Here is an 18,937-nt window from a genome sequence, read left to right on the forward strand (position 1 = left end):
TTTGGCGGGATTTTATGCCGTGTTTACGACCGCCGTCGAGAGCATGAATACGTCGGTCGCGACCTGTGTCAAAAAGGCCAAAATCGGGCGGGATGGCTGCCCTGTGGTTATTCTGGGCAGTCGCGGATTGAGCTGCTAGCCTGATCGAGGCCTCGGGTTTCAATCGCAAATGCGGGGCACAGCGGGGCAGGGATCGGGGAATCCGGGTGCAATTGAGGAGTTGCGCAGCCTGCCGCGCGTCGGGAGGGGAAACGATGAAACACGCTGAGCAACAGGCAGATGTCATTATCGTCGGGGCGGGGCTGGCCGGACTGGTGGCCGCCGCCGAACTGGCGGACCGGGGCAAGACGGTCATGATCGTCGATCAGGAACCCGAAGGTTTTCTTGGCGGGCAGGCTTTCTGGTCGCTGGGCGGGCTGATGTTGATCGACAGCCCCGAACAGCGCCGCATGGGGATCCGTGACAGCCGTGAATTGGCCTATTCTGACTGGATGGGCAGCGCTGGTTTCGACCGTGACGAAGACCTCTGGCCGCGCAAATGGGCCGAAAGCTATATCGATTTTGCGGCCGGTGAGATGCGGCCGTGGTTGCATGACATGGGCATGCGCTGGTTTCCCATCGTCGGCTGGGCCGAGCGGGGCGGCTCCTTTGGTTCGGGGCATGGCAATTCGGTGCCACGGTTCCATCTGACCTGGGGCGTGGGTCCCGGCACGCAGGAGCCGTTCGAGCGCCGGGTCAGGGAGCATGAAAAGGCGGGGCGCATCAGCCTGAAGTTCCGCCATCGCTGTTCACATCTGCTGATGCAGAACGGCGCCTGCACGGGCATCAGCGGTGAGGTTCTTGCCGAAGACACCAGCGCCCGCGGGCAGAAGACCAACCGCGAGGTCATTGGCGATTTTGAATTGCGCGCAGCCAGCGTGGTGGTGGCCTCGGGCGGGATCGGTGGCAACCTGGATCTGGTGCGCAAGGCCTGGCCGACGGACCGGCTGGGGGCCGCGCCAAAACACATGATCGCAGGCGTTCCCGCCCATGTGGACGGCCGTATGGTCGCGATCACCCAGCAGGCCGGTGGCCATGTGATCAACGCCGACCGCATGTGGCATTACACCGAAGGCGTGAAGAACTGGGATCCGATCTGGCCGAACCATGGCATCCGGATCCTGCCGGGACCGTCCTCAATGTGGTTCGATGCGACCGGCAACCGTTTCGCGCCGCCTGCCATGCCGGGCTTCGACAGTCTTGGCACGCTGAAGGCCATTCTGGCCACGGGCTATGATTATTCCTGGTTCATCACCACGCAGAAAATCATCAAGAAGGAATTTGCGTTATCCGGATCAGAGCAGAACCCGGACCTTGCCTCCAAAAGCTGGAAACAGGTCCTAAAACAGCGACTTTTGAATAAGAAGGCGACCCCCAACGTGGAAGCCTTCAAGGAGCACGGCGAGGATTTTGTCGTTGCTGACCGGTTGGAGGATCTGATCGCCAGGATGAATGCACTGCAAGGGAACAGCCTGCTGGATGCCGGAAAAATACGGGACGAAATCACTGCCCGGGACGCGCAGATCGACAACCCGTTCTCAAAAGACGCCCAGATGATGGCGATCCACGCGGCCCGCAATTATCGCGGTGACAGGCTGATGCGCACGGCAAAGCCGCACCGGATCCTGGATCCCGACAACGGTCCGCTGATCGGGGTCCGGCTCAACATCATCACTCGCAAGACGCTGGGCGGTCTTCAGACCGATTTGAATGGGCAACTGGTCGATGCCAATGGCAAGACCATTCCCGGCCTTTTCGCTGCGGGGGAGGTTGCCGGGTTTGGCGGCGGTGGCTATCATGGCTATAACGCGCTCGAGGGCACGTTTCTGGGCGGCTGTATTTTCTCGGGCCGCCAGGTGGGACGGGCGGACAGCATTGCCTGATGACCGGGATCAGTCCTCTAAGTAATTCGCCAGATAGGAATCCAGCAGGGTGAGAAACTCCTGCGCGTAGATATCCGCGTTTTCTGGGTTGGACTGAGCCGCGATCATATCCTCCATGGCAACCGCGATCTGCAGTACCGTCTGGGCCACCACCTTTGGATCGCCACCATGAAACCCGTCCTGACCGCGTTTCCAGCGCATTTCCATCAGTTCGGTGGTGTATTCACGTTCACGGTCTCGGGCAGCGACTGCTGGGCGGGCCGAGACGAAATACATCAGCAGCAAACGGTAGTAAGGATTGTTCCGTACGTAGTCTCTCTGGGTTAGGATGATGTGATGCAACCTGTCGCGCCAGCCCGGTCTTGTCTCGGTGTTTTCCAGCGTCTCCAGAACCTTGTCCCGCAGTTCCTGCGCGCTTTGCAGGTAGAGCTCGCGCAAAACCTGATTCACATCGGAGAAATAGCGGTAAATGGAGCTGACCGGGATCCCGGCATGAGTGGCAATCTGTGTGGTCGTGATCGTTTGCACCGGATGATCTGACAAGAGATCTGCCGTAGCGGTCAGAATGATGTGGATGCGCTGGACAGCGCGGGCCTGTTTCGGCGTGTTCCGTGTTTTCAGCGGACCAAAGACTATGGGTGTTTGTGCGGACGGGGTCATCTTACAGTCTCAGCAGTTGGGCCAGGGTGGCTGCCGAATGGCCTTGCTGTGGCGTCGGCGCGGCCTCTTGGGCTTTGATCAGGTCGTAAAGGGCAGTGTTGATGGGCGCCGGGCAGTCGGCAGCTGCGGCCAGGCGCAGGATTTCGCCGGTGATCGCATCGATTTCGGTGGGCCTGCCCGCGGCCAGATCGACGGCCATGGAGGTCATCGACGCCGGATCGAGTTTCTGAAGCCGCAGCAATGTCCTATTGAACAGCGCGTCGGGCAAACGCAGCAACCATTGCACCAGCCGCGGGGAGAGGGGACCGACGGTCTGACAGGTGACCCCTGCTTCGTCATAGACCCGGAGCGCTTCGCGCAGCGTGGCCGCGTATATCCGGCGGTACCCCGATTGGCAGAGCATGGCATGAAGTGGCAGGCCGCTGAGGGCATTGATAGGATTGATCAGGTTCAACAGCAGCTTGCCGTATTGAATGGGCTTCAGCGCATCCTGCAGCTCTGCCGGGGCGCCGGTGGCCGCGATGATCTCGGCAAGGGCAGTGCTGACTGGGGTGCGTTCCAACTTCAGCTGCCCGGCGCTGGACCGATGCAGGTGGTTGCCGGATGCCCAGACCACATTGAAGGGCACCATACCGGCGATGACCGGATGAGCGGGAAGGGCGGCACGCAGCTGCTCCACCGCGGACACTCCGTTCAGCAGGCAGAGGATCGGCGTTCCTTCGGCGGCGTATGAGCGGATCTCTTCGATCGCCCGCTCCAGCCCGATGGATTTGAGCGTCAGCACGATAAGATCGGCCTCTGACAAGGCCTCGGGGCTGTCGTGCAGGTCCAGAAGCGACAAGTCAGTGTCCGCCGCCGTGCCGCCGGTCAGTCGCAGCGGTCCGGCACCGATCTGTGCCCAAGTGGCGGCCCGTCCGATCAGGCCAAGACGCCCGCCCGCCGCCTGCACGGCCGCTGCCCAATGCGCGCCGAGGAAACACCCGATCGCTCCGGCGCCCAGAAAGACAACTCTGCGGGGTGTCACGTTCAATCGAGCGTTCTCCAGACCGAGGCCAGGTCAGACAGTGGAATAAGAAATGGATAGCGCGCTCTGCCCCCTGACGCGCCGTGCGGCAGTTCTACAATCATTCACCGTTCCGCGGAAATATTTTCCCGTTTTGCGGTAAAATATTGGTTCATAGGCTGATGTGATGCTGCGCAAACGCCCGATTTGCCGAGGTTCAGAGCAATTTCAGGGCACTGCGGAGGCCATGACTGCCGGTAAACTTTGGACAGTTCATTGGTGTGCTGGGCGTCAGCGCAGGTTGGCGATGTTTTCCACCAGCGAAGTGCAGGCATCTGCGATATGCGCCCGGGTCAGTTCCGCAGCGAGGGCAGCATCGCCGGTGCTACAGGCCTCAAGAATGGCAAGATGCTCTTCATGGGCGCGCTGCATGCCGTTGGATAGCACCAGCTGTGCGCGCAAATATCTGTCGACCCGGTCCATAGCATTGTCGATCACATCGAGATGATATTGCAGGCCGCTGGCCGCGTAGAGCTGCGAATGGAAATCCCGGTTCAGCTGACCCCAGGTCAGGGGATCGTCCGATGCGGAAAACGCTTCCAGACATTGGCGGGCCTGCTCCAGGACCTCTGGCATCATCTGCGGGACCGCGCGGCGGATCACTTCGGGTTCGATGAGCGCCCGCAGATCAAAAATCTCCTGTGCCTCTTCGGGGGAGAGGCCAGACACAACCGCGCCCTTGTACCGCTGGGTCTTGACCAGTCCCTGTTCCTCAAGCCGCGAGATCGCCTCGCGGACCGGGATCCGGCTGGTGTTGAACAGCCCGGCGATTTCATCCTGCCGCAGCGGTTCGCCCTCTTTCAGGTCACCTTCGATGATGGCCTTGCGCAGGGCTTCGAAAACGATCGACGAGGCCGAGGCGGTTTTCGAGATATCGACGGGGTTCAGCTTCATTCGGTTTGGCTCCTCCTGAAGCCTTGATATGATCTTTTGCCTGCTCTGCAAAGGTTTGGCCGCAATTATCCGCTGCAGGCCCAGGACAGGCCACATGCGGAAATCGCTTGCAAAGGCAAGCAGGGATGAAATGCGGTGGAGGGACGTGCCTGCCCGTTACGGGCGATCCGCGCCAAAACCAGCTGTCGTGAAGCTGCCAGTCAGGGCGGCGGAGGCAGTCTGCGGAGTGGTGGCCGCGCGGCTGGCCATGCGCTCAAGGTTTACGATGGTTGAGAGCATGATCCGATCATGGCTCCAGTCGGCGGGGCGTTGCAGCAACAGGGCCGTTGTCATCACCGCAGCAACCATCAGGCCCGAGATGATGGCCCAGCCCAGCGGGCTGGCTTTTGCGCTCTGGTCGGCGGTCACGGCGAGCAGGCGGCGTTCCAGCGCTGATGCGCCACGACCTGTTTCGCGGCGATCCACCAGGGCCACCGCAGGGCTGCGACGGGCAAACAGTACCGGGTCCTTGGCCGCATGGGCGCAGGCGCGGATCAGGCATTCGCAATAGGCGCGCAGATCGAAATGAGGCCGTGCCATCATCGCCTGATCGCAGGCAAATTCACGCAGCAGCCGCACTTCGCGGCGCCACAGGTAGAAGGCGGGATTCCAGAACAGCAGCGGTCGCAGCGCATCGAGGAGAAATTCGCATTCGATGTCGCGCTGCCGGAAGTGCTGCAATTCATGCGCGACGGTCAGGCGCAGATCCTGCGGATCCTCCAGCAGGGCGGTCGGCAGAACCACGTAGCGCGTAAAAAGACTGCGGGTGGAATAGGCGACGCGGGCCTCATCAGACAACAGCACCCGCACGCTGCCGATGCGTTTCCAGGTAAAGGCCTGCCGCAGGCTGCTCCGCAGGCGCAGGACCGACACCGCCAATTGCGCCGTGCAGAAGGCCGCGCCAGCTGCCAGAGCGGCCAGCGTCGCCTGTGCCCAGAGAGGTCGATCGCTGGTCAGGGTGCGAACCAGATCCTCGCGCAGGCCCAGAAGATCCTCGAACCGGGTTGCGCTCATCCCGACATGACCCTGCAGATATTGCGCAACCAGAAGGTCCGACAGGTTGGGTGGATGGGCAAAGACCAGGCTGGTCAGGGCCAATACCAGCAGCGGAGACAGTGCGAGCAGCAGCGTCACCGTGTTCAGAAGCTGCAATTGCGGACGGTAGGTTGAGCCGAAAGCGCTGCGGGACAGCAGTTTTCGCGCGACCAGCCAGAGCGCCGCGCCCGCAAACAGCAGCAGGTTCAGATCAAGATAGGCATTCAGTAGAGCATCAGGTTGCATTGTCCCCCAGCCTTTCCTCCAGAAGCGCTCTCATCTCTTCGAGCATTTCGTCGGTCACGTCCTCATCATCGACAAGCCGGGCAACAAGGGCGGCCGGGGCTCCGTTGAAGAGTTTGCTCGAAAGGTTTTTCAGAGATGTTTTCTGGTACTCTGCCTTGGGAACAGCGGGGCGGTAGACCAGCGACCGGTCAGCCCGTTCACTGGTAAGAAAACCCTTCTGCTCCATGATTTTCAAGACCGTTGCGACCGAGGTATAGGCGCGTTCCTGCACTTTGTTCAGCTCGGCCAGAATATCGCGCACGGTGCCGCCGCCGGTTTCCCAGACCACGGTCATGAACTCCAGTTCCACTTCGGTGAGGAGCGATTTGTCCTGTTTCTTTCGCATGCGCGCAGTTGCCTGATCCATTTTGGTCTTCCGCTTATGCTAGGGGAAAGGGGGAGGGGTTGAAAACTATTTTTTTAGCAGAGGCCAGGCGCGCAGATTTCTGGTTGCCGTGGCTCGTAGGGCAGAGACCTCTGTGCACCAGCAGAAAAGGCCCGATTTGCTGAGAAGGCCTTGAGGGGCAGATCTGCCTCTCAAGGCCGTTTTCAAGGGTATTGAAGGTTTGCGCGTCAAGGACAAGCCGCCTTTGGCGGGGCCTTCGGCCTCCTTGACCCGCCGGGTGGGCCCGCCGTCACACCTTCCAGAAGCAGAAGACGCCCCAGGCGATAGACAGGCCGAGCGGGATCCACAGGGGCATGCCGATCAGACCGAGCCAGGCCAGAAAGATATAGGCGGTCCCGAGGAGGCTGATGAACAGCCGGTCGCCGCGAGTGGTTTCGAGCCCCAGGACCCCCTTGCGCAGGTCGCCGCCGGGGTGACGGATCTCAAGCGCGATGAGAACGCCGATTGCAGAAAAGATACCGATAAAGACCAGCGCCGTCGGCCAGGTCCAGGCCATCCATGATAGCATGTCAAACCCTCCCCATCGCAAAACCCTTTGCGATGTAGTTGCGGACGAACCAAATCACGATGGCGCCCGGAATGATTGTCAATGTGCCCGCAGCCGCCAGAAGGCCCAGCTCATAGCCGGCGCTGGAGGCGGTTTTGGTCATGGTGGCGGCGATGGGTTTGGCCGCCACGGCTGTCAGGGTTTTGGCCAACAGCAGCTCCACCCAGGAGAACATGAAGCAGAAGAAGGCAGCAACGCCGACCCCGGCCTTGATCGAGGGGATGAAGATCACGGCAAAGAACCGCGGGAAGGAATAGCCATCCACATAGGCGGTCTCGTCGAGTTCCTTGGGAATGCCGCCCATGAAACCTTCGAGAATCCAGACCGCGAGCGGGATGTTGAACAGGCAGTGCGCCAGCGCCACCGCCAGATGGGTGTCGAACAGCCCGACGGCCGAATATAGCTGGAAAAAGGGCAGGGCAAAGACCGCTGCCGGGGCCATCCGGTTGGTGAGCAGCCAGAAGAACAGCTGCTTGTCACCGAGAAAGCGGTAGCGGCTGAAGGCATAGGCGGCCGGAAGGGCCACCGCGACCGAAATCACCGTGTTGATCGTCACGTAGAGGATCGAGTTGACATAACCCCAGTACCAGGTCGGATCGGTGAAGATGACCTTGTAGTTCTCCAGCGTGAAGGTCTGCGGAAAGAGCGAGAATCCCGCGAGGATTTCATTGGTTGTCTTGAAGCTCATCGCCACCAGCCAGTAGATCGGCAGCATGAGGAACAGGATATAGACGATGGGGACGATGGAACGTTTTTGCATCTGATCCCTCCCTTAATTCTGATCGTCTTTGGTCATCAGCGTGTAAAACAGCCAGCTGACCAGAAGCGTGATTGCAAAGTAGATGAGCGACATCGCGGCGGCAGGGCCGAGGTCGAACTGACCCAGCGCGATTTTCACCAGATCGATCGACAGGAGCGTGGTGGAGTTGCCGGGGCCACCGCCGGTCAGAACGAAAGGCTCGGTGTAGATGTTGAAGCTGTCCATGAACCTGAGCAGGATCGCGATGGTCAGGACGGTTTTCATCTTGGGCAGCTGGATGAACCGGAACACCGCCCAGTTAGAGGCACCGTCGATCTTGGCTGCCTGATAATAGGCGTCGGGGATTGAGACGAGACCCGCATAGGACAGAAGCACCACCAGCGAGGTCCAGTGCCAGACGTCCATGGTGACGATGGTCACCCAGGCCGCGACCGGATCCTGCGTCATGTCGTAGTTGATGCCGAGCGTATGGTTCAGGAAATAGCCCAGAAGGCCGATATCGGGGAGGGTGAAGATGTTCCACATCGCGCCCACCACGTTCCAGGGGATCAGCATCGGCAGCGCCATCAGCACGAGGCAGACCGGCACCCAGAACCCTTTGCGTGGCATCGACAGCGCAATCGCGATGCCCAAGGGCACCTCGATGATCAGGATCAGGAAGGTGAAGAGGAACTGACGCCCCAGCGCCGCGTGGAACCGGTCGGAGCGCAGGATCTGTTCGAACCAGTCGAGCCCTTGCCAGAAGAAGACGTTGTCGCCGAAGGTTTCCTGTACCGAGTAGTTGACGACGGTCATCATCGGGATGAGCGCATTAAAGGCCACCAGCAACAGGACCGGCAGCACAAAGAACCATGCTTTTTGGTTTTCGGTTTTCATTTGCTGTTACTCCGGGTCTGTGGCGAGCCAGCCGTCCACGTAAAGGCGGGTCTGGTCTTGGCGGAAGGCGAGGTGGGTTTCATCGCCTTTGTGCGGGGCGGCGCCTTCCCCGATCACGGCGTTGACCTTGTGGCCAAGGCAGTTGCATTCGACCACCGTGTGGCGGCCGATGTCGGACACCTTGGTGACGGTGGCGGGCAGGCCGCTGTCTGAGAGCGAGACGAACTCCGGGCGGATGCCGATCTCGGTCTTGCCATTAGGGGTGCCGCGCACGGGGCCTTCGAGGGCGACTGGCTGGCCGTCGATCTTTGCCTCACCCTCAAACGTGCAGGGCAGGATGTTCATGCCCGGCGAGCCGATGAAATGGCCGACAAACGTATGCGCGGGGCGTTCGAACAGCTCAACCGGCGTGCCGATCTGCACCACTTCGCCAAGCTGCATCACCACCACCTGATCGGCAAAGGTCAGTGCCTCGGTCTGGTCGTGGGTGACGTAGATCATCGTTGCCTTGACCCGCTGGTGCAGCTCTTTCAGCTTCGAGCGCAGCTTCCACTTCAGATGCGGGTCGATCACGGTGAGCGGTTCGTCGAACATGACCACGTTCACATCCTCGCGCACCAAGCCACGGCCCATGGAGATTTTCTGTTTGTTGTCCGGGGAGAGACCAGCGGCCTTCTGATCTAGCATCTCGGTGACTTCCAGCATCTCGGCAATCGCCATGACGCGTTCGCGTACGACGGCCTCGTCCCGGCCACGATTGCGCAGTGGGAAGGCGAGGTTATCGTAAACTGTCATCGTGTCGTAGATCACCGGGAACTGGAACACCTGCGCGATATTGCGCTGGTCGGGGGGCAGTTTGGTGACGTCCTGCCCATCAAACAGGATCTGACCTTCGGATGGCACCAGAAGACCTGAGATGATGTTCAGCAGGGTGGATTTGCCACAACCCGAGGGACCAAGCAGCGCATAGGCGCCGCCGTCGGACCAGTCGAGATCGATCTCCTTCAGGGCGTAGTCGGACGCGGAGGTCGGCGCCGGAAGGTAGCTGTGGCGTAGTTTTGAAAGGGTGATTTTTGCCATAGTCTTGCCTCACGCCACGCGGGAGCCATCGGGTGCAAAGAAATAGCACGCGGATGGATCCATATAGAAATCATGCATTTCACCGACCTGGTAGGGGTGAACCCCGGCCGAAAGGGAGACCCAGCTGCCCTGAGCGCTGCCAAGGCCCAGATCGAAATGGGCGCTGCTTTCGGAGCCCGAAAGCTCGGTCACCTGCACGCGTCCGGCGATGCGGACCGTGGCCTGCGTGGTGGCGACGGGCAGCACGTGATAGGGGCGGATCGCGACGGTATAGGTGCCATCCGCCAGATCTGCGGCGGCGCCCTCCAGAACCCAGGTCACATCCGGGGTCAGCCGGGCCATGTTACCCTGTTTGGTGATTTCGGCGGTGTTGATCGGCGGATCCGAGAACACCCGGGCCGCGGCCACGTTTTGCGGGTCGCGGTAGATCTCTGCGGTGGGGCCGAACTGGGTAACGCGGCCATCGCGCATCAGCGCGGTCTTACCGCCCAGCAGCAACGCCTCTTCGGGCTCCGAGGTGGCATAGACCACGACGGCACCACGTCCGGCGAAAAGCTCTGGTAGCTGGTCGCGCAGTTCTTCGCGCAGTTTGTAATCGAGGTTCGCCAGCGGTTCGTCCAGGAACACCGCCTGGCTTTCCTTGGCAATCGCGCGGGCAAGGGCGCAGCGTTGCTGCTGTCCGCCAGAGAGCTCATGCGGGCGCCGGTGCAGCATCGGGCGCAGCTGCAGGATATCCGCGGCGTCTTCTACCCGACCTTCGATTTCGGATTTTGCCATGCCTGCGACCTTCAAGGGGGAGGCGATGTTTTCAAAAACCGTCATGTGCGGGTAGTTGATAAAGAATTGGTGCACCAGGCTGATGTTGCGTTTCTGGGTGTTGAGGCGGGTCACGTCCCGGCCTTCCATCCACACGCTGCCGCTGGCAATCGGGTCCAGCCCGGCCATCAGTTTGATCAATGAGGTCTTGCCCGACCCGGTGGCGCCCAGAAGGACGTTGAAGTGACCGCTCTCCAGTATCAGAGACGTGTCTTTTATGTGCTCAATCGCGCCGACGCGCTTGACCACGTTTTTAAGTTCAAGAGCCATCTTGGTTGGTCTTTCCGGAGAATGGGCCCGCTTGCGCTGCGCCGCTGCGGGCGTCGGCGAGAGAGCCAAAGCGCGATCCGCGCTTCCGTGGGGTTTGCAAATGCCCCGAAGCAGGACATGGGCCGCTTCGGGGTGGGTCGGCCGGGCGGAGAGCCGCCCGGCGGGGAGGGAGCCCTTAGTTCTTGGCCCAGCGGGCAACTAGCTCGTCATAGTTGACGGTCTGGCCCTGAGGCTTCTCGTTCTCCAGCTTCGGCTTGGCGCCGCCATTGGCGTACCACCATTCCGCGTCCTTCTCTTCGTTCAGACGCGGACCGCAGCCGCCGTAGATATTGGCCTGCTCGTCTGCGCGCTGCATCCGGCTCATGGTGATGTCCATTTCCTGAGCAAGACGATCCATCGCTTCCTGCGGCGTGAAGGCGCCGGAGTTTACGTCACCGATCTGCTGCCACCAGATCTGGGCCAGCTTGGGATAGTCCGGAACGTTCACACCGGTCGGCGACCATGCCACGCGGTCGGGCGAACGATAGAATTCCACCAGACCACCGAGTTTCTCGGCACGTTCAGAGAAGCTCTCGTGGTTGACCGAGCTGTCGCGGATGAAGGTGAGACCCACGTGGGATTTCTTCACGTCCACGGTTTTCGACACCACGAACTGAGCGTAGAGCCATGCAGCCTGCGCGCGGTCCAGCGGAGTGGAGTTGAGGAAGGTCCAGGAACCCACGTCCTGATAGCCGACCTTCTGGCCTTCTTCCCAGTAGGGGCCATGCGGAGAGGGCGCCATGCGCCACAGCGGGGTGCCGCTGTCGTCGACGGTGTTGTTGCCTTCGGACTTCGGCTTCACCATGTCTGCGGTGAAGGCGGTGTACCAGAAGATCTGCTGTGCCACGTTGCCTTGGGCCAGGGCGGGCAGGGACTGGTAGAAGTCATAAGACGCCGCACCTGGAGGCGCGTATTTGCGCAGCCATTCGTCCCATTTGCGGATCGCATAGACCGCAGCCGGGCCGTTCGCGGCACCACCGCGGGTGACGCTGGCGCCAACCGGGTTACAGGTGCCCGCTTCCATGCGGATGCCCCATTCGTCGATCGGCACACCGTTCGGCTCACCTTTGGAGCCTGCGCCCGCCATCGACAGCCAGGCGTCGGTCATCCGCCAGCCAAGGTCAGGCGCGCGTTTGCCGTAGTCCATGTGGCCGTAGATATCGACGCCATCGATGTTCTTCACATCTTCCGAGAAGAATTCAGCGATGTCCTCATATGCGGACCAGTTAACCGGAACGCCCAGATCGTAGCCGTATTTCTCTTTGAAGGCCGCTTGCAGGTCTTCACGGTCGAACCAGTCTTTGCGGAACCAGTAGAGGTTCGCGAATTGTTGGTCGGGCAGCTGGTACAGATCGCCATCGGGACCGGTGGTGAACTGGGTGCCCATGAAGTCGTCGAGGTCGAGACCGGGGTTGGTCACCGCCTTGAAATCGCCTTCCATCATGTCGCTGAGGTTATAAGCAAGCTGCAGACGCGAGTGGGTGCCGATCAGGTCGGAATCGTTGACGTAGGCGTCATAGAGGTTCCGCTTGGTCTGCATTTGGGTCTGAACCGCCTGAACGACTTCGCCTTCCCCCAGGATCTGGTGGTTCACCTTGATGCCGGTGATTTCTTCAAAGGCTTTTGTCAGAACTTCCGATTCATAGCTGTGCGTGGGGATGCCCTCGGACAGCACGTTGATTTCCATGCCCTTGTAAGGCTCTGCCGCCTGAATGAACCACTGCATCTCGGACAGTTGTTCATCCTTGGACAGGGCCGATGGCTGGAATTCTTCATCAATCCATTTCTTGGCAGCTGCCTCGTCGGCATATGCTGCTTGGCCCGCAACCACGGCGCAAACCGCTGCTGCGGACAAAAGATACTTCCGCATCTTTCTCCTCCCTAAAGTCAGTAAGGCCAGATGTGCGTTGCTCGCACCTGACTGCTACAGGAGTTTCATAGGGTGCGGCGGATTGTCAAACTAAAAAATTAGTAATGATGTAAGTGTTTGACAATATTGTGATTAAAGTTGATCTGGAGATGCCTGTTTGCAATGCGGGCGCAGCGAAAATCCGCTGCCGCACCGCAGCATCAACCGGATTAGTGGCTCTTGTTGTGGGGATGGCGAGGGCGCTGGGAGAATCGCGTTTTCCCGTCGCGGTGTTCGGAGTTTCCGGCTAAGGAAGGTGCCATGACAGATGAATCCACATTCGAGATCTTTCTGACCGCGGCGCCGGGGCTTGAACAGGCCCTCCTGGCCGAGGCGCGCGAGCTGCAATTTTCCGATCCCCGGGCGGTACCCGGCGGTGTCACGGTGCAGGGCGGCTGGCCCGAGGTCTGGCGCGCCAACCTGTACCTGCGCGGCGCCGCGCGCGTGCTGGCGCGGATCGGAGCTTTCCGGGCCTTCCACCTTGCGCAACTGGACAAACGCGCCCGGAAATTTCCGTGGGCGGATGTACTGCGCGCGGATGTTCCAATCCGCGTGGAGGTGGCGACCAACAAGAAGTCAAAAATCTACCACGCAGGTGCCGCCGCCCAGCGGATCGAACGGGCCCTGTCCGAAGAGCTGGGCGCCACAATCATTCCGCCCAATGCCAGTGATGAGATGAGCGGCGCAGGCGTGACGCTGAAATGCCGGATTGAGGACAACCTGTGCCAGTTCAGCGTCGATACTTCGGGCGAGGGGCTTCACAAGCGTGGCCACAAATCGGCCGTGGGCAAGGCGCCGATGCGGGAAAATCTGGCGGCGCTGTTTCTGCGCGAATGCGGGTTCGACGGAAGCCAGACAGTAGTGGACCCGATGTGCGGCTCCGGCACCTTCGTGATCGAGGCCGCCGAGATCGCCATGGGGCTGGCGCCCGGGCGCAGCCGCAGCTTTGCCTTTGAGCAACTTGCGACATTTGATGCGGATGCTTTTGCCGCGATGAAAGCCGCAGTCGTTTCGCATGAGACCCCGCTGCGGTTCTACGGATCCGACAGGAATGCGGGCGCGGTGGAGATGGCCACTGCCAATGCCGCCCGTGCGGGTGTTGCAGGCTGCACGTCCTTTTCGCAGGCTGCGGTAAGCGATCTGATGCCGCCCGAGGGGGCGCCAGGGCTGGTGATCGTGAACCCGCCTTATGGGGCGCGGATCGGCAACAAGAAACTGCTCTTCGCACTCTACGGCGCGCTGGGGCAGGTCCTGAAAGAGCGTTTTTCCGGCTGGCAGGTGGGTATCGTGACCAGCGAAACCGGTCTGGCAAAGGCGACCCAACTGCCTTTTCTACCCTTCGGGGCACCAGTCGCACATGGCGGGTTGAAGATCCGTCTGTTCCGGACTGCTCCGCTGCCCTGATCCATCGTTCTGATGTGACAATGCTGGCCATACTGCTGAGATCAGTGGCATCTTGGCTGCGCCGGGCTATCTGAACCCGGCGCCAAATCCTGCATTCACGGAGCCGCAGCATGAGCACATTTGACGAAGATCTGTTTCTCAAGGGGCTTGAGCAGCGCCGCGCCACCCTTGGGGCGGAATATGTAGATGCCAATCTAGCCGCTGCGGATGATTTCAGCCGCCCCTTTCAGGAGGCGATGACCGCCTGGTGCTGGGGGTTCGGCTGGGGCGATGATGTCATCGATGCCAAGACCCGGTCGATGATGAACCTTTCCATGATCGGCGCGCTGGGCAAGATGCAGGAGTGGGAAACTCACTGCAGAGGCGCGCTGAACAATGGTGTCACACAGGATGAACTGCGGGCGATTATTCATGTGATCGGGATTTATTGCGGTGTGCCGCAGGCGCTGGAGTGCTTCCGGGTGGCCCGGCGGGTTCTAGCCGAGGCTAACGCGGAGAGCTGAGGCTCAGCCCTTGTCATGGGGCCCGTGATCGGGTGGGATCAGCAGGATGTTTGTTTCCCGGAAGGTCCCTCATGGTTTTGCGCGCTCTGGTTGTTATTTTTCTGCTGCTGGGCGGCCCCGGCTCGGCCTTGGCCCAGGACCACGCCGCCATTGAGCGCCAGTTCCAGACCTGGTTGCGGCAGGAGGTCTGGCCGCAGGCTCGGCAGGCGGGTGTCTCGCGTCGCACGTTCAAGGCCGCTTTTGACGGCGTGACACTGAACTGGAAGCTGCCCGATCTGGTGCCCCCTGGCGCCCCGGCCAAGACGCCGAAAACGCAGCGGCAGGCCGAGTTCGGCAAACCTGGGAAATACTTCGGGCGTGGCACGGTTGATGGCGCCACGGCGACCGGGCGCCAGATGGCCCGGCGCCACAAGGCAAGTCTGACAAGGGTCGAGCGCGAGACCGGCGTGCCCGGGCGGATCATCCTCGCGATCTGGGGGCGGGAAAGCGCCTATGGGCGGGCGGCCATTCCGCATGACGCCTTTCAGGTCCTCGCCACCAAGGGGTTCATGAGCACGCGCGCGGACTATTTCTCGGCCGAGTTGATCGCGGCGCTGCAGATCGCGGAGGCAGGTCACGTGCCCGCCCATGCAATGAAGAGCAGCTGGGCTGGCGCCCTTGGCCAGCCGCAGTTCATGCCCACGAACTTTCTGCAACATGCCGTGGACGGCGACGGCGACGGCCGCGCGGATATCTGGGGTTCGGAGGCCGACACCATCGCCTCGATCGGGACCTATCTGAAGCGGCATGGCTGGCAAACTGGGCGCGACTGGGGGTTTGAGGTTTCAGTTCCAGGCAGCGTCTCTTGCACGCTGGAAGGCCCAGATCAGGGCCGCCTTATTTCCGATTGGGAGGCCATGGGGATCACCCGTGTCTCCGGGCGCCCCTTCCCGGAGCATGAACGGTCCCAGCAGGGGTACCTTTTGATGCCCGCCGGACGTTACGGCCCCGCTTTCGTGGTGACACCGAACTTCTATGTCCTGAAGGATTACAACATGAGCGATCTATACGCTCTCTTCGTGGGGCACGTGGGGGACCGCATCCAGTTCGGTGTCGGTGACTTTCACGCCCGCTGGGGCAGTGTCGGGGGGCTGCTGCGGTCGGATGTGGCTGCCATGCAGCGTACGCTCATAGGGCAGGGGCATGATGTTGGCGGCGCCGATGGGCTGGCCGGTTACAAGACACGCCGCTCCATCGGGCGCTGGCAGGAGGCCATGGGGCAGCCCCCGACTTGTTTCCCTGACCCTGCGATGAAGGCGGCGCTTGCGCGGTGACTGCGCCGCAGCCCGGCGAGGCATGCGATTCTGAAAAACGCGGAGAAAGCGCGGGGTTTCGCTTCGCAGCGGGTGAGGTAGGGGAGGGGGCGTCCAGTCAGCCTAACGCTCGGGTGCCAAGGCTGCGATGTGTTTCACAGTGCCTGTCTTCGCGGTCATTTTGTTTGATGGCTTAAGGTGCTGTAAATATTGTAAAATTTTAAGACGGCGCATTTTTTTGACCAGAAAATCCTGCAGAGCCGATTTTCCTGCTTGACCCCACCGGCCCCATTCCGTAAATCGCCTCCACACAGCGAGTGGCGGAGTAGCTCAGCTGGTTAGAGCAGCGGAATCATAATCCGCGTGTCGGGGGTTCAAGTCCCTCCTCCGCTACCAAAAACTTCTGCAACGCAAACAACGTTTGCCGCCGTTGGAAGAAAAAATACCCGAAAGCGACATATAGCGCCTGACGCCCGGATCTGATGTTCTGGACGCGTTGTGTTTTGATGCCTGCAGTTTGGCGCCTCTGGCGGCGTGCGGAGCAGTGCTGCGAGGCTGCAGAGGGGCGACCGCATCCTTCTGAGAACACGGTCGCTTGTCTTTAGCTATTATTCTGCTTCACAGCCGTTGACGAAGGTCGCGACAGGCCATTTCTCCTGGCGCAGTGCGGTCTTGCTGACCCAGCCGCTGGCTTCTCCGAAGCGGGCTCGGCACCAGATACCGTCCGAGGCCACAGTGCAGTAATTCACCTTGAGGCATGCGCCCTGCGGCAGTGTACCCACGATCCGCGCATCCCGTCTGGGCTGATCGCGGACATTCAGGTTGACCAGAAGGCCCAGAGAGGCAACGACACCCCCATCTTCGCTCATGACAGGGGCTGCCAGATCGGAACGTTCTGCGCAGTCGCTTGTGTAGCCAAGGTAAATGCAACGGTGTTGGCGCACAGCCTGGCTGAAGGCGGCCTGATAGGCGTCGCCGTTTGGTCGCTCTAGAATGAGGCTGACAAAAGAATCGGACAGATCACCTGTGACGCGGGATTGGTTGCCGCCCAACCGAGCAACAACAACATCCTGCTGAGCATAGAGGACAAGCTGGTTCTGCTCGATGTCCCAGGCTGAAACGCTGTTCAGCGGCACAACGCAGTTTTGGCTATTGGCGACGGGGCGCAACTGAGACTCCTCAACTACCCCGTGGAGTTCCACCTTGTTTTCCAGGCTGAGCGAACATGGTGTGGAACTGGTCGAGAATGCGGTGTCGAAGACCACCCAGTTCCCAGAAAAAGCTTCAAGCAGCTGTTCTTTTGTTTGAGCAGACGACGGGGGCGCAATCAGCGTTACAAGCGCGGCAAGCGCACCCAGAGAAAGCGATTTGAGCATTACCATTCCTGTTCCTTGGAAATTATGGTCCGAATGTGGACACCGCGGTGGCGATTTCGGCTCCGTCTTGCGTTACGGATAACTCGACCGAGAGCTTGCCGCCGGGCTGTATCGAAAGGGTCGTCTTGCCTATGACATGACGTTCCCCACGGTGTATTCCGATTGCACGGCTTTGTGTCAGGTTGGAGGTTCCGCCAGAGTCGGATTTGACGATTGTCAGAGCAGCCTGCACCTCACCCTCGTCCAGTCCGATCACGCGACCTTCGATTTCCACACCTTGAGCGGTGGGAATGATCGAAATCTCAGCTGCAGCGGATTGCGCTGTGGCGGTGGATGTTCCCGCGGACATCAAAACGGTGCAGGCAAGTCCAAGGGTCGAAAGCAGTCGACGCATGGCGCAGCCAGCCTAGCGCGTCTGCGTGATCAGAACAGTTCCGCCGTTTGAAATGACGGTTGGCCCCGCTCCATTCACCGCTGACAGTCCATTACCAATCTGCGTGTAGGTGACATTTGTCGAATCACCCGCTACAGACAGGCTGAAACTGTTCTGATTGCCGTTCTGAACCAAGGTGCCGGAATTGTTGGAGCCGGACACATTGACATTGCCATCGTTGCCATTGCCGGTCTGCAGAAGGCCCGCGGAGTTATTGATGCCGGTCACGGAGATCTCACCGGTATTCCTGGAGCCGGTTTGGGACAACACGATGGAGGCCAATTCACCGCCAAAGATGGTCGCGGAATTGCCAAGTGGTGATCCGGTTAAGGCATTGTTTTGACTGAAGTAAACAGTCGCGCCTTCGCCTTCTAGAATGATTTCGCCGCTGTTGTAGGTGCCATACTGGCTGGCAGGTGACAGCCCGTCTGGAGCACCGGCGACGAGCGAATTCGTTGCGTCACTTTGGTCAATAAATAGCTCGTTGCCCGCGCTCGTGCCGTCGCCCTGCTCAAGATAAACAACGTTTCCACTGCCAGCAGCAGCCATGGAGGTCAGTGAAAGCGCCACGACGACCGTCATAGGGGTAATATCAAGTAAACGTATCAAAGCAAAAACTCCCCAAAAGTTAACAATACGTTACCATGATGATTGGGAGATCGCTACACTATTTCCGTTTCCATGCTGATGAAACACGGCCACATTTGCATGTCCGGTTTGCATGACGAGTGCTGTGTTGCCGGTGCCGGTTATCTGACCAAAGGCCCGGTTATTGGAACCATTCTGCGCAATGGCGAAAAGGTTGTCTGATCCGAGGACAGACAGGTCGATTTGATTGCCGAAGCCTGTTTGCGACAATACGCCTGGCTGAATAGTTGCGGCGGCAAATGCGGGAAGCGCAGGCCAGCTTTGGCCAAATCCGCCGTTGTCATTTCCTGAGATGGTCAGGGTTATCGTATTTTCTGGCTCGACGAGGACCTCCAGGGTATTGGCCGGTTCTGTTCTGAGTGAAACGACATTGTCCTGAGCTGCTGCCGTTTCGGTGCTGAGGCTCAGCGTGAAAGCTGTCAGGCAAATGAAATGTGCAACCAGAGGTGGTTTGAACGGTGTCTTCATTGCATATCCTCCTGTGACGGCGAGGCCTTCGGTCAGCGACCTGGGGCAGGCACAGGAAAGGATAGAATAAGGGCGAGTTTGAGGCGGGCTATAGGCGCTTGAAGGAGGCTTTTTGGATGTTTTTATCTTAAATTTAAACAAATTATTACTGTGAGCATTTGCCTGTGATGGCAGTACAGCAAACAGCGGATAAGGCATATGCCTGCTCCGCT

19 protein-coding genes and 1 tRNA gene are annotated in these 18,937 nt (G+C 60.1%); 5 read left to right on the top strand and 15 right to left on the bottom strand.

Annotated elements, in window-relative coordinates; all coding sequences use genetic code 11:
- The first annotated feature begins 254 nt into the window (after positions 1–254).
- The gene (locus SM766_RS12430; RefSeq protein ID WP_368947973.1) at positions 255–1,922 is read left to right on the top strand and encodes an FAD-binding dehydrogenase; all 1,668 of its coding nucleotides are present in this window, start codon (positions 255–257) and stop codon (positions 1,920–1,922) included.
- 9 nt (positions 1,923–1,931) lie between these two features.
- Here SM766_RS12430 and SM766_RS12435 read toward each other — a convergent pair whose 3' ends face one another.
- The 11 genes from SM766_RS12435 to SM766_RS12485 all read right to left on the bottom strand — a co-directional run bounded on the left by SM766_RS12435 (position 1,932) and on the right by SM766_RS12485 (position 12,562).
- Positions 1,932–2,582, bottom strand: a complete 651-nt coding sequence (locus SM766_RS12435; protein WP_368947974.1) for a TetR/AcrR family transcriptional regulator — start codon at positions 2,580–2,582, stop codon at positions 1,932–1,934.
- 1 nt (position 2,583) lies between these two features.
- On the bottom strand, positions 2,584–3,606 hold the full coding sequence (locus SM766_RS12440) for a 2-dehydropantoate 2-reductase (protein WP_368948024.1): 1,023 nt from the start codon (positions 3,604–3,606) through the stop codon (positions 2,584–2,586).
- 270 nt (positions 3,607–3,876) lie between these two features.
- Positions 3,877–4,539: a GntR family transcriptional regulator gene (locus SM766_RS12445; protein ID WP_368947975.1), complete on the bottom strand. Its 663-nt coding sequence runs from the start codon at positions 4,537–4,539 to the stop codon at positions 3,877–3,879.
- 156 nt (positions 4,540–4,695) lie between these two features.
- A complete protein-coding gene (locus SM766_RS12450) occupies positions 4,696–5,859 on the bottom strand; it encodes a M56 family metallopeptidase (protein WP_368947976.1) in 1,164 nt (387 codons plus the stop codon).
- The gene (locus SM766_RS12455) at positions 5,849–6,244 is read right to left on the bottom strand and encodes a BlaI/MecI/CopY family transcriptional regulator (RefSeq protein WP_274829675.1); all 396 of its coding nucleotides are present in this window, start codon (positions 6,242–6,244) and stop codon (positions 5,849–5,851) included. Before SM766_RS12455 ends, SM766_RS12450 begins: the two co-directional genes overlap by 11 nt.
- Positions 6,245–6,533: 289 nt before the next feature.
- Positions 6,534–6,812, bottom strand: coding sequence for a DUF2160 domain-containing protein (locus SM766_RS12460; protein WP_065271226.1), 279 nt, complete (start codon positions 6,810–6,812; stop codon positions 6,534–6,536).
- A 1-nt stretch (position 6,813) separates the two neighbouring features.
- Positions 6,814–7,611 (bottom strand): carbohydrate ABC transporter permease, encoded by a 798-nt coding sequence (locus SM766_RS12465; protein WP_368947977.1) that lies wholly within the window; start codon positions 7,609–7,611, stop codon positions 6,814–6,816.
- 12 nt (positions 7,612–7,623) lie between these two features.
- The gene (locus SM766_RS12470) at positions 7,624–8,487 is read right to left on the bottom strand and encodes a carbohydrate ABC transporter permease (protein WP_065271224.1); all 864 of its coding nucleotides are present in this window, start codon (positions 8,485–8,487) and stop codon (positions 7,624–7,626) included.
- Positions 8,488–8,493: 6 nt separating this feature from the next.
- Complete coding sequence (locus SM766_RS12475) at positions 8,494–9,567, bottom strand: ABC transporter ATP-binding protein (protein ID WP_368947978.1); 1,074 nt, start codon at positions 9,565–9,567, stop codon at positions 8,494–8,496.
- A 9-nt stretch (positions 9,568–9,576) separates the two neighbouring features.
- Positions 9,577–10,653 carry an ABC transporter ATP-binding protein gene (locus SM766_RS12480; RefSeq protein ID WP_368947979.1) on the bottom strand — a complete coding sequence of 359 codons (1,077 nt, stop codon included), beginning with the start codon at positions 10,651–10,653 and terminating at the stop codon, positions 9,577–9,579.
- Positions 10,654–10,828: 175 nt separating this feature from the next.
- Positions 10,829–12,562, bottom strand: coding sequence for an ABC transporter substrate-binding protein (locus tag SM766_RS12485; protein ID WP_274839877.1), 1,734 nt, complete (start codon positions 12,560–12,562; stop codon positions 10,829–10,831).
- 300 nt (positions 12,563–12,862) lie between these two features.
- Between SM766_RS12485 and SM766_RS12490 the strand changes: the two genes are divergently transcribed.
- The 4 genes from SM766_RS12490 (at position 12,863) to SM766_RS12505 (ending at position 16,196) form a co-directional block, all read left to right on the top strand.
- Positions 12,863–14,005, top strand: a complete 1,143-nt coding sequence (locus tag SM766_RS12490) for a THUMP domain-containing class I SAM-dependent RNA methyltransferase (protein ID WP_368947980.1) — start codon at positions 12,863–12,865, stop codon at positions 14,003–14,005.
- A 110-nt stretch (positions 14,006–14,115) separates the two neighbouring features.
- Positions 14,116–14,508, top strand: coding sequence for a carboxymuconolactone decarboxylase family protein (locus SM766_RS12495; RefSeq protein ID WP_065271219.1), 393 nt, complete (start codon positions 14,116–14,118; stop codon positions 14,506–14,508).
- A 71-nt stretch (positions 14,509–14,579) separates the two neighbouring features.
- The gene (locus tag SM766_RS12500) at positions 14,580–15,821 is read left to right on the top strand and encodes a lytic murein transglycosylase (RefSeq protein ID WP_368947981.1); all 1,242 of its coding nucleotides are present in this window, start codon (positions 14,580–14,582) and stop codon (positions 15,819–15,821) included.
- A 298-nt stretch (positions 15,822–16,119) separates the two neighbouring features.
- A tRNA-Met gene (locus tag SM766_RS12505) sits at positions 16,120–16,196 on the top strand.
- Between the two features lie 212 nt (positions 16,197–16,408).
- On the opposite strand, the gene SM766_RS12510 is transcribed toward SM766_RS12505, so the two are convergent.
- From SM766_RS12510 to SM766_RS12525, 4 genes are read right to left on the bottom strand one after another with little or no spacing between them, the layout of a single operon-like run.
- Positions 16,409–17,182, bottom strand: coding sequence for an SH3 domain-containing protein (locus tag SM766_RS12510; RefSeq protein WP_082996023.1), 774 nt, complete (start codon positions 17,180–17,182; stop codon positions 16,409–16,411).
- 16 nt (positions 17,183–17,198) lie between these two features.
- Positions 17,199–17,570, bottom strand: coding sequence for a curli-like amyloid fiber formation chaperone CsgH (csgH, locus tag SM766_RS12515; protein ID WP_274832729.1), 372 nt, complete (start codon positions 17,568–17,570; stop codon positions 17,199–17,201).
- Between the two features lie 12 nt (positions 17,571–17,582).
- Positions 17,583–18,218: a hypothetical protein gene (locus tag SM766_RS12520; protein ID WP_368947982.1), complete on the bottom strand. Its 636-nt coding sequence runs from the start codon at positions 18,216–18,218 to the stop codon at positions 17,583–17,585.
- A gap of 30 nt (positions 18,219–18,248) precedes the next feature.
- Entirely contained in the window at positions 18,249–18,923 is a 675-nt protein-coding gene (locus SM766_RS12525) for a hypothetical protein (RefSeq protein WP_368947983.1), read from the bottom strand.
- Positions 18,924–18,937: the final 14 nt, after the last annotated feature.

Source organism: Pseudophaeobacter sp. A-200-2 (genome assembly GCF_041008815.1).
In the GTDB taxonomy this organism is placed as follows: Bacteria; Pseudomonadota; Alphaproteobacteria; order Rhodobacterales; family Rhodobacteraceae; genus Phycobacter; species Phycobacter gallaeciensis_A.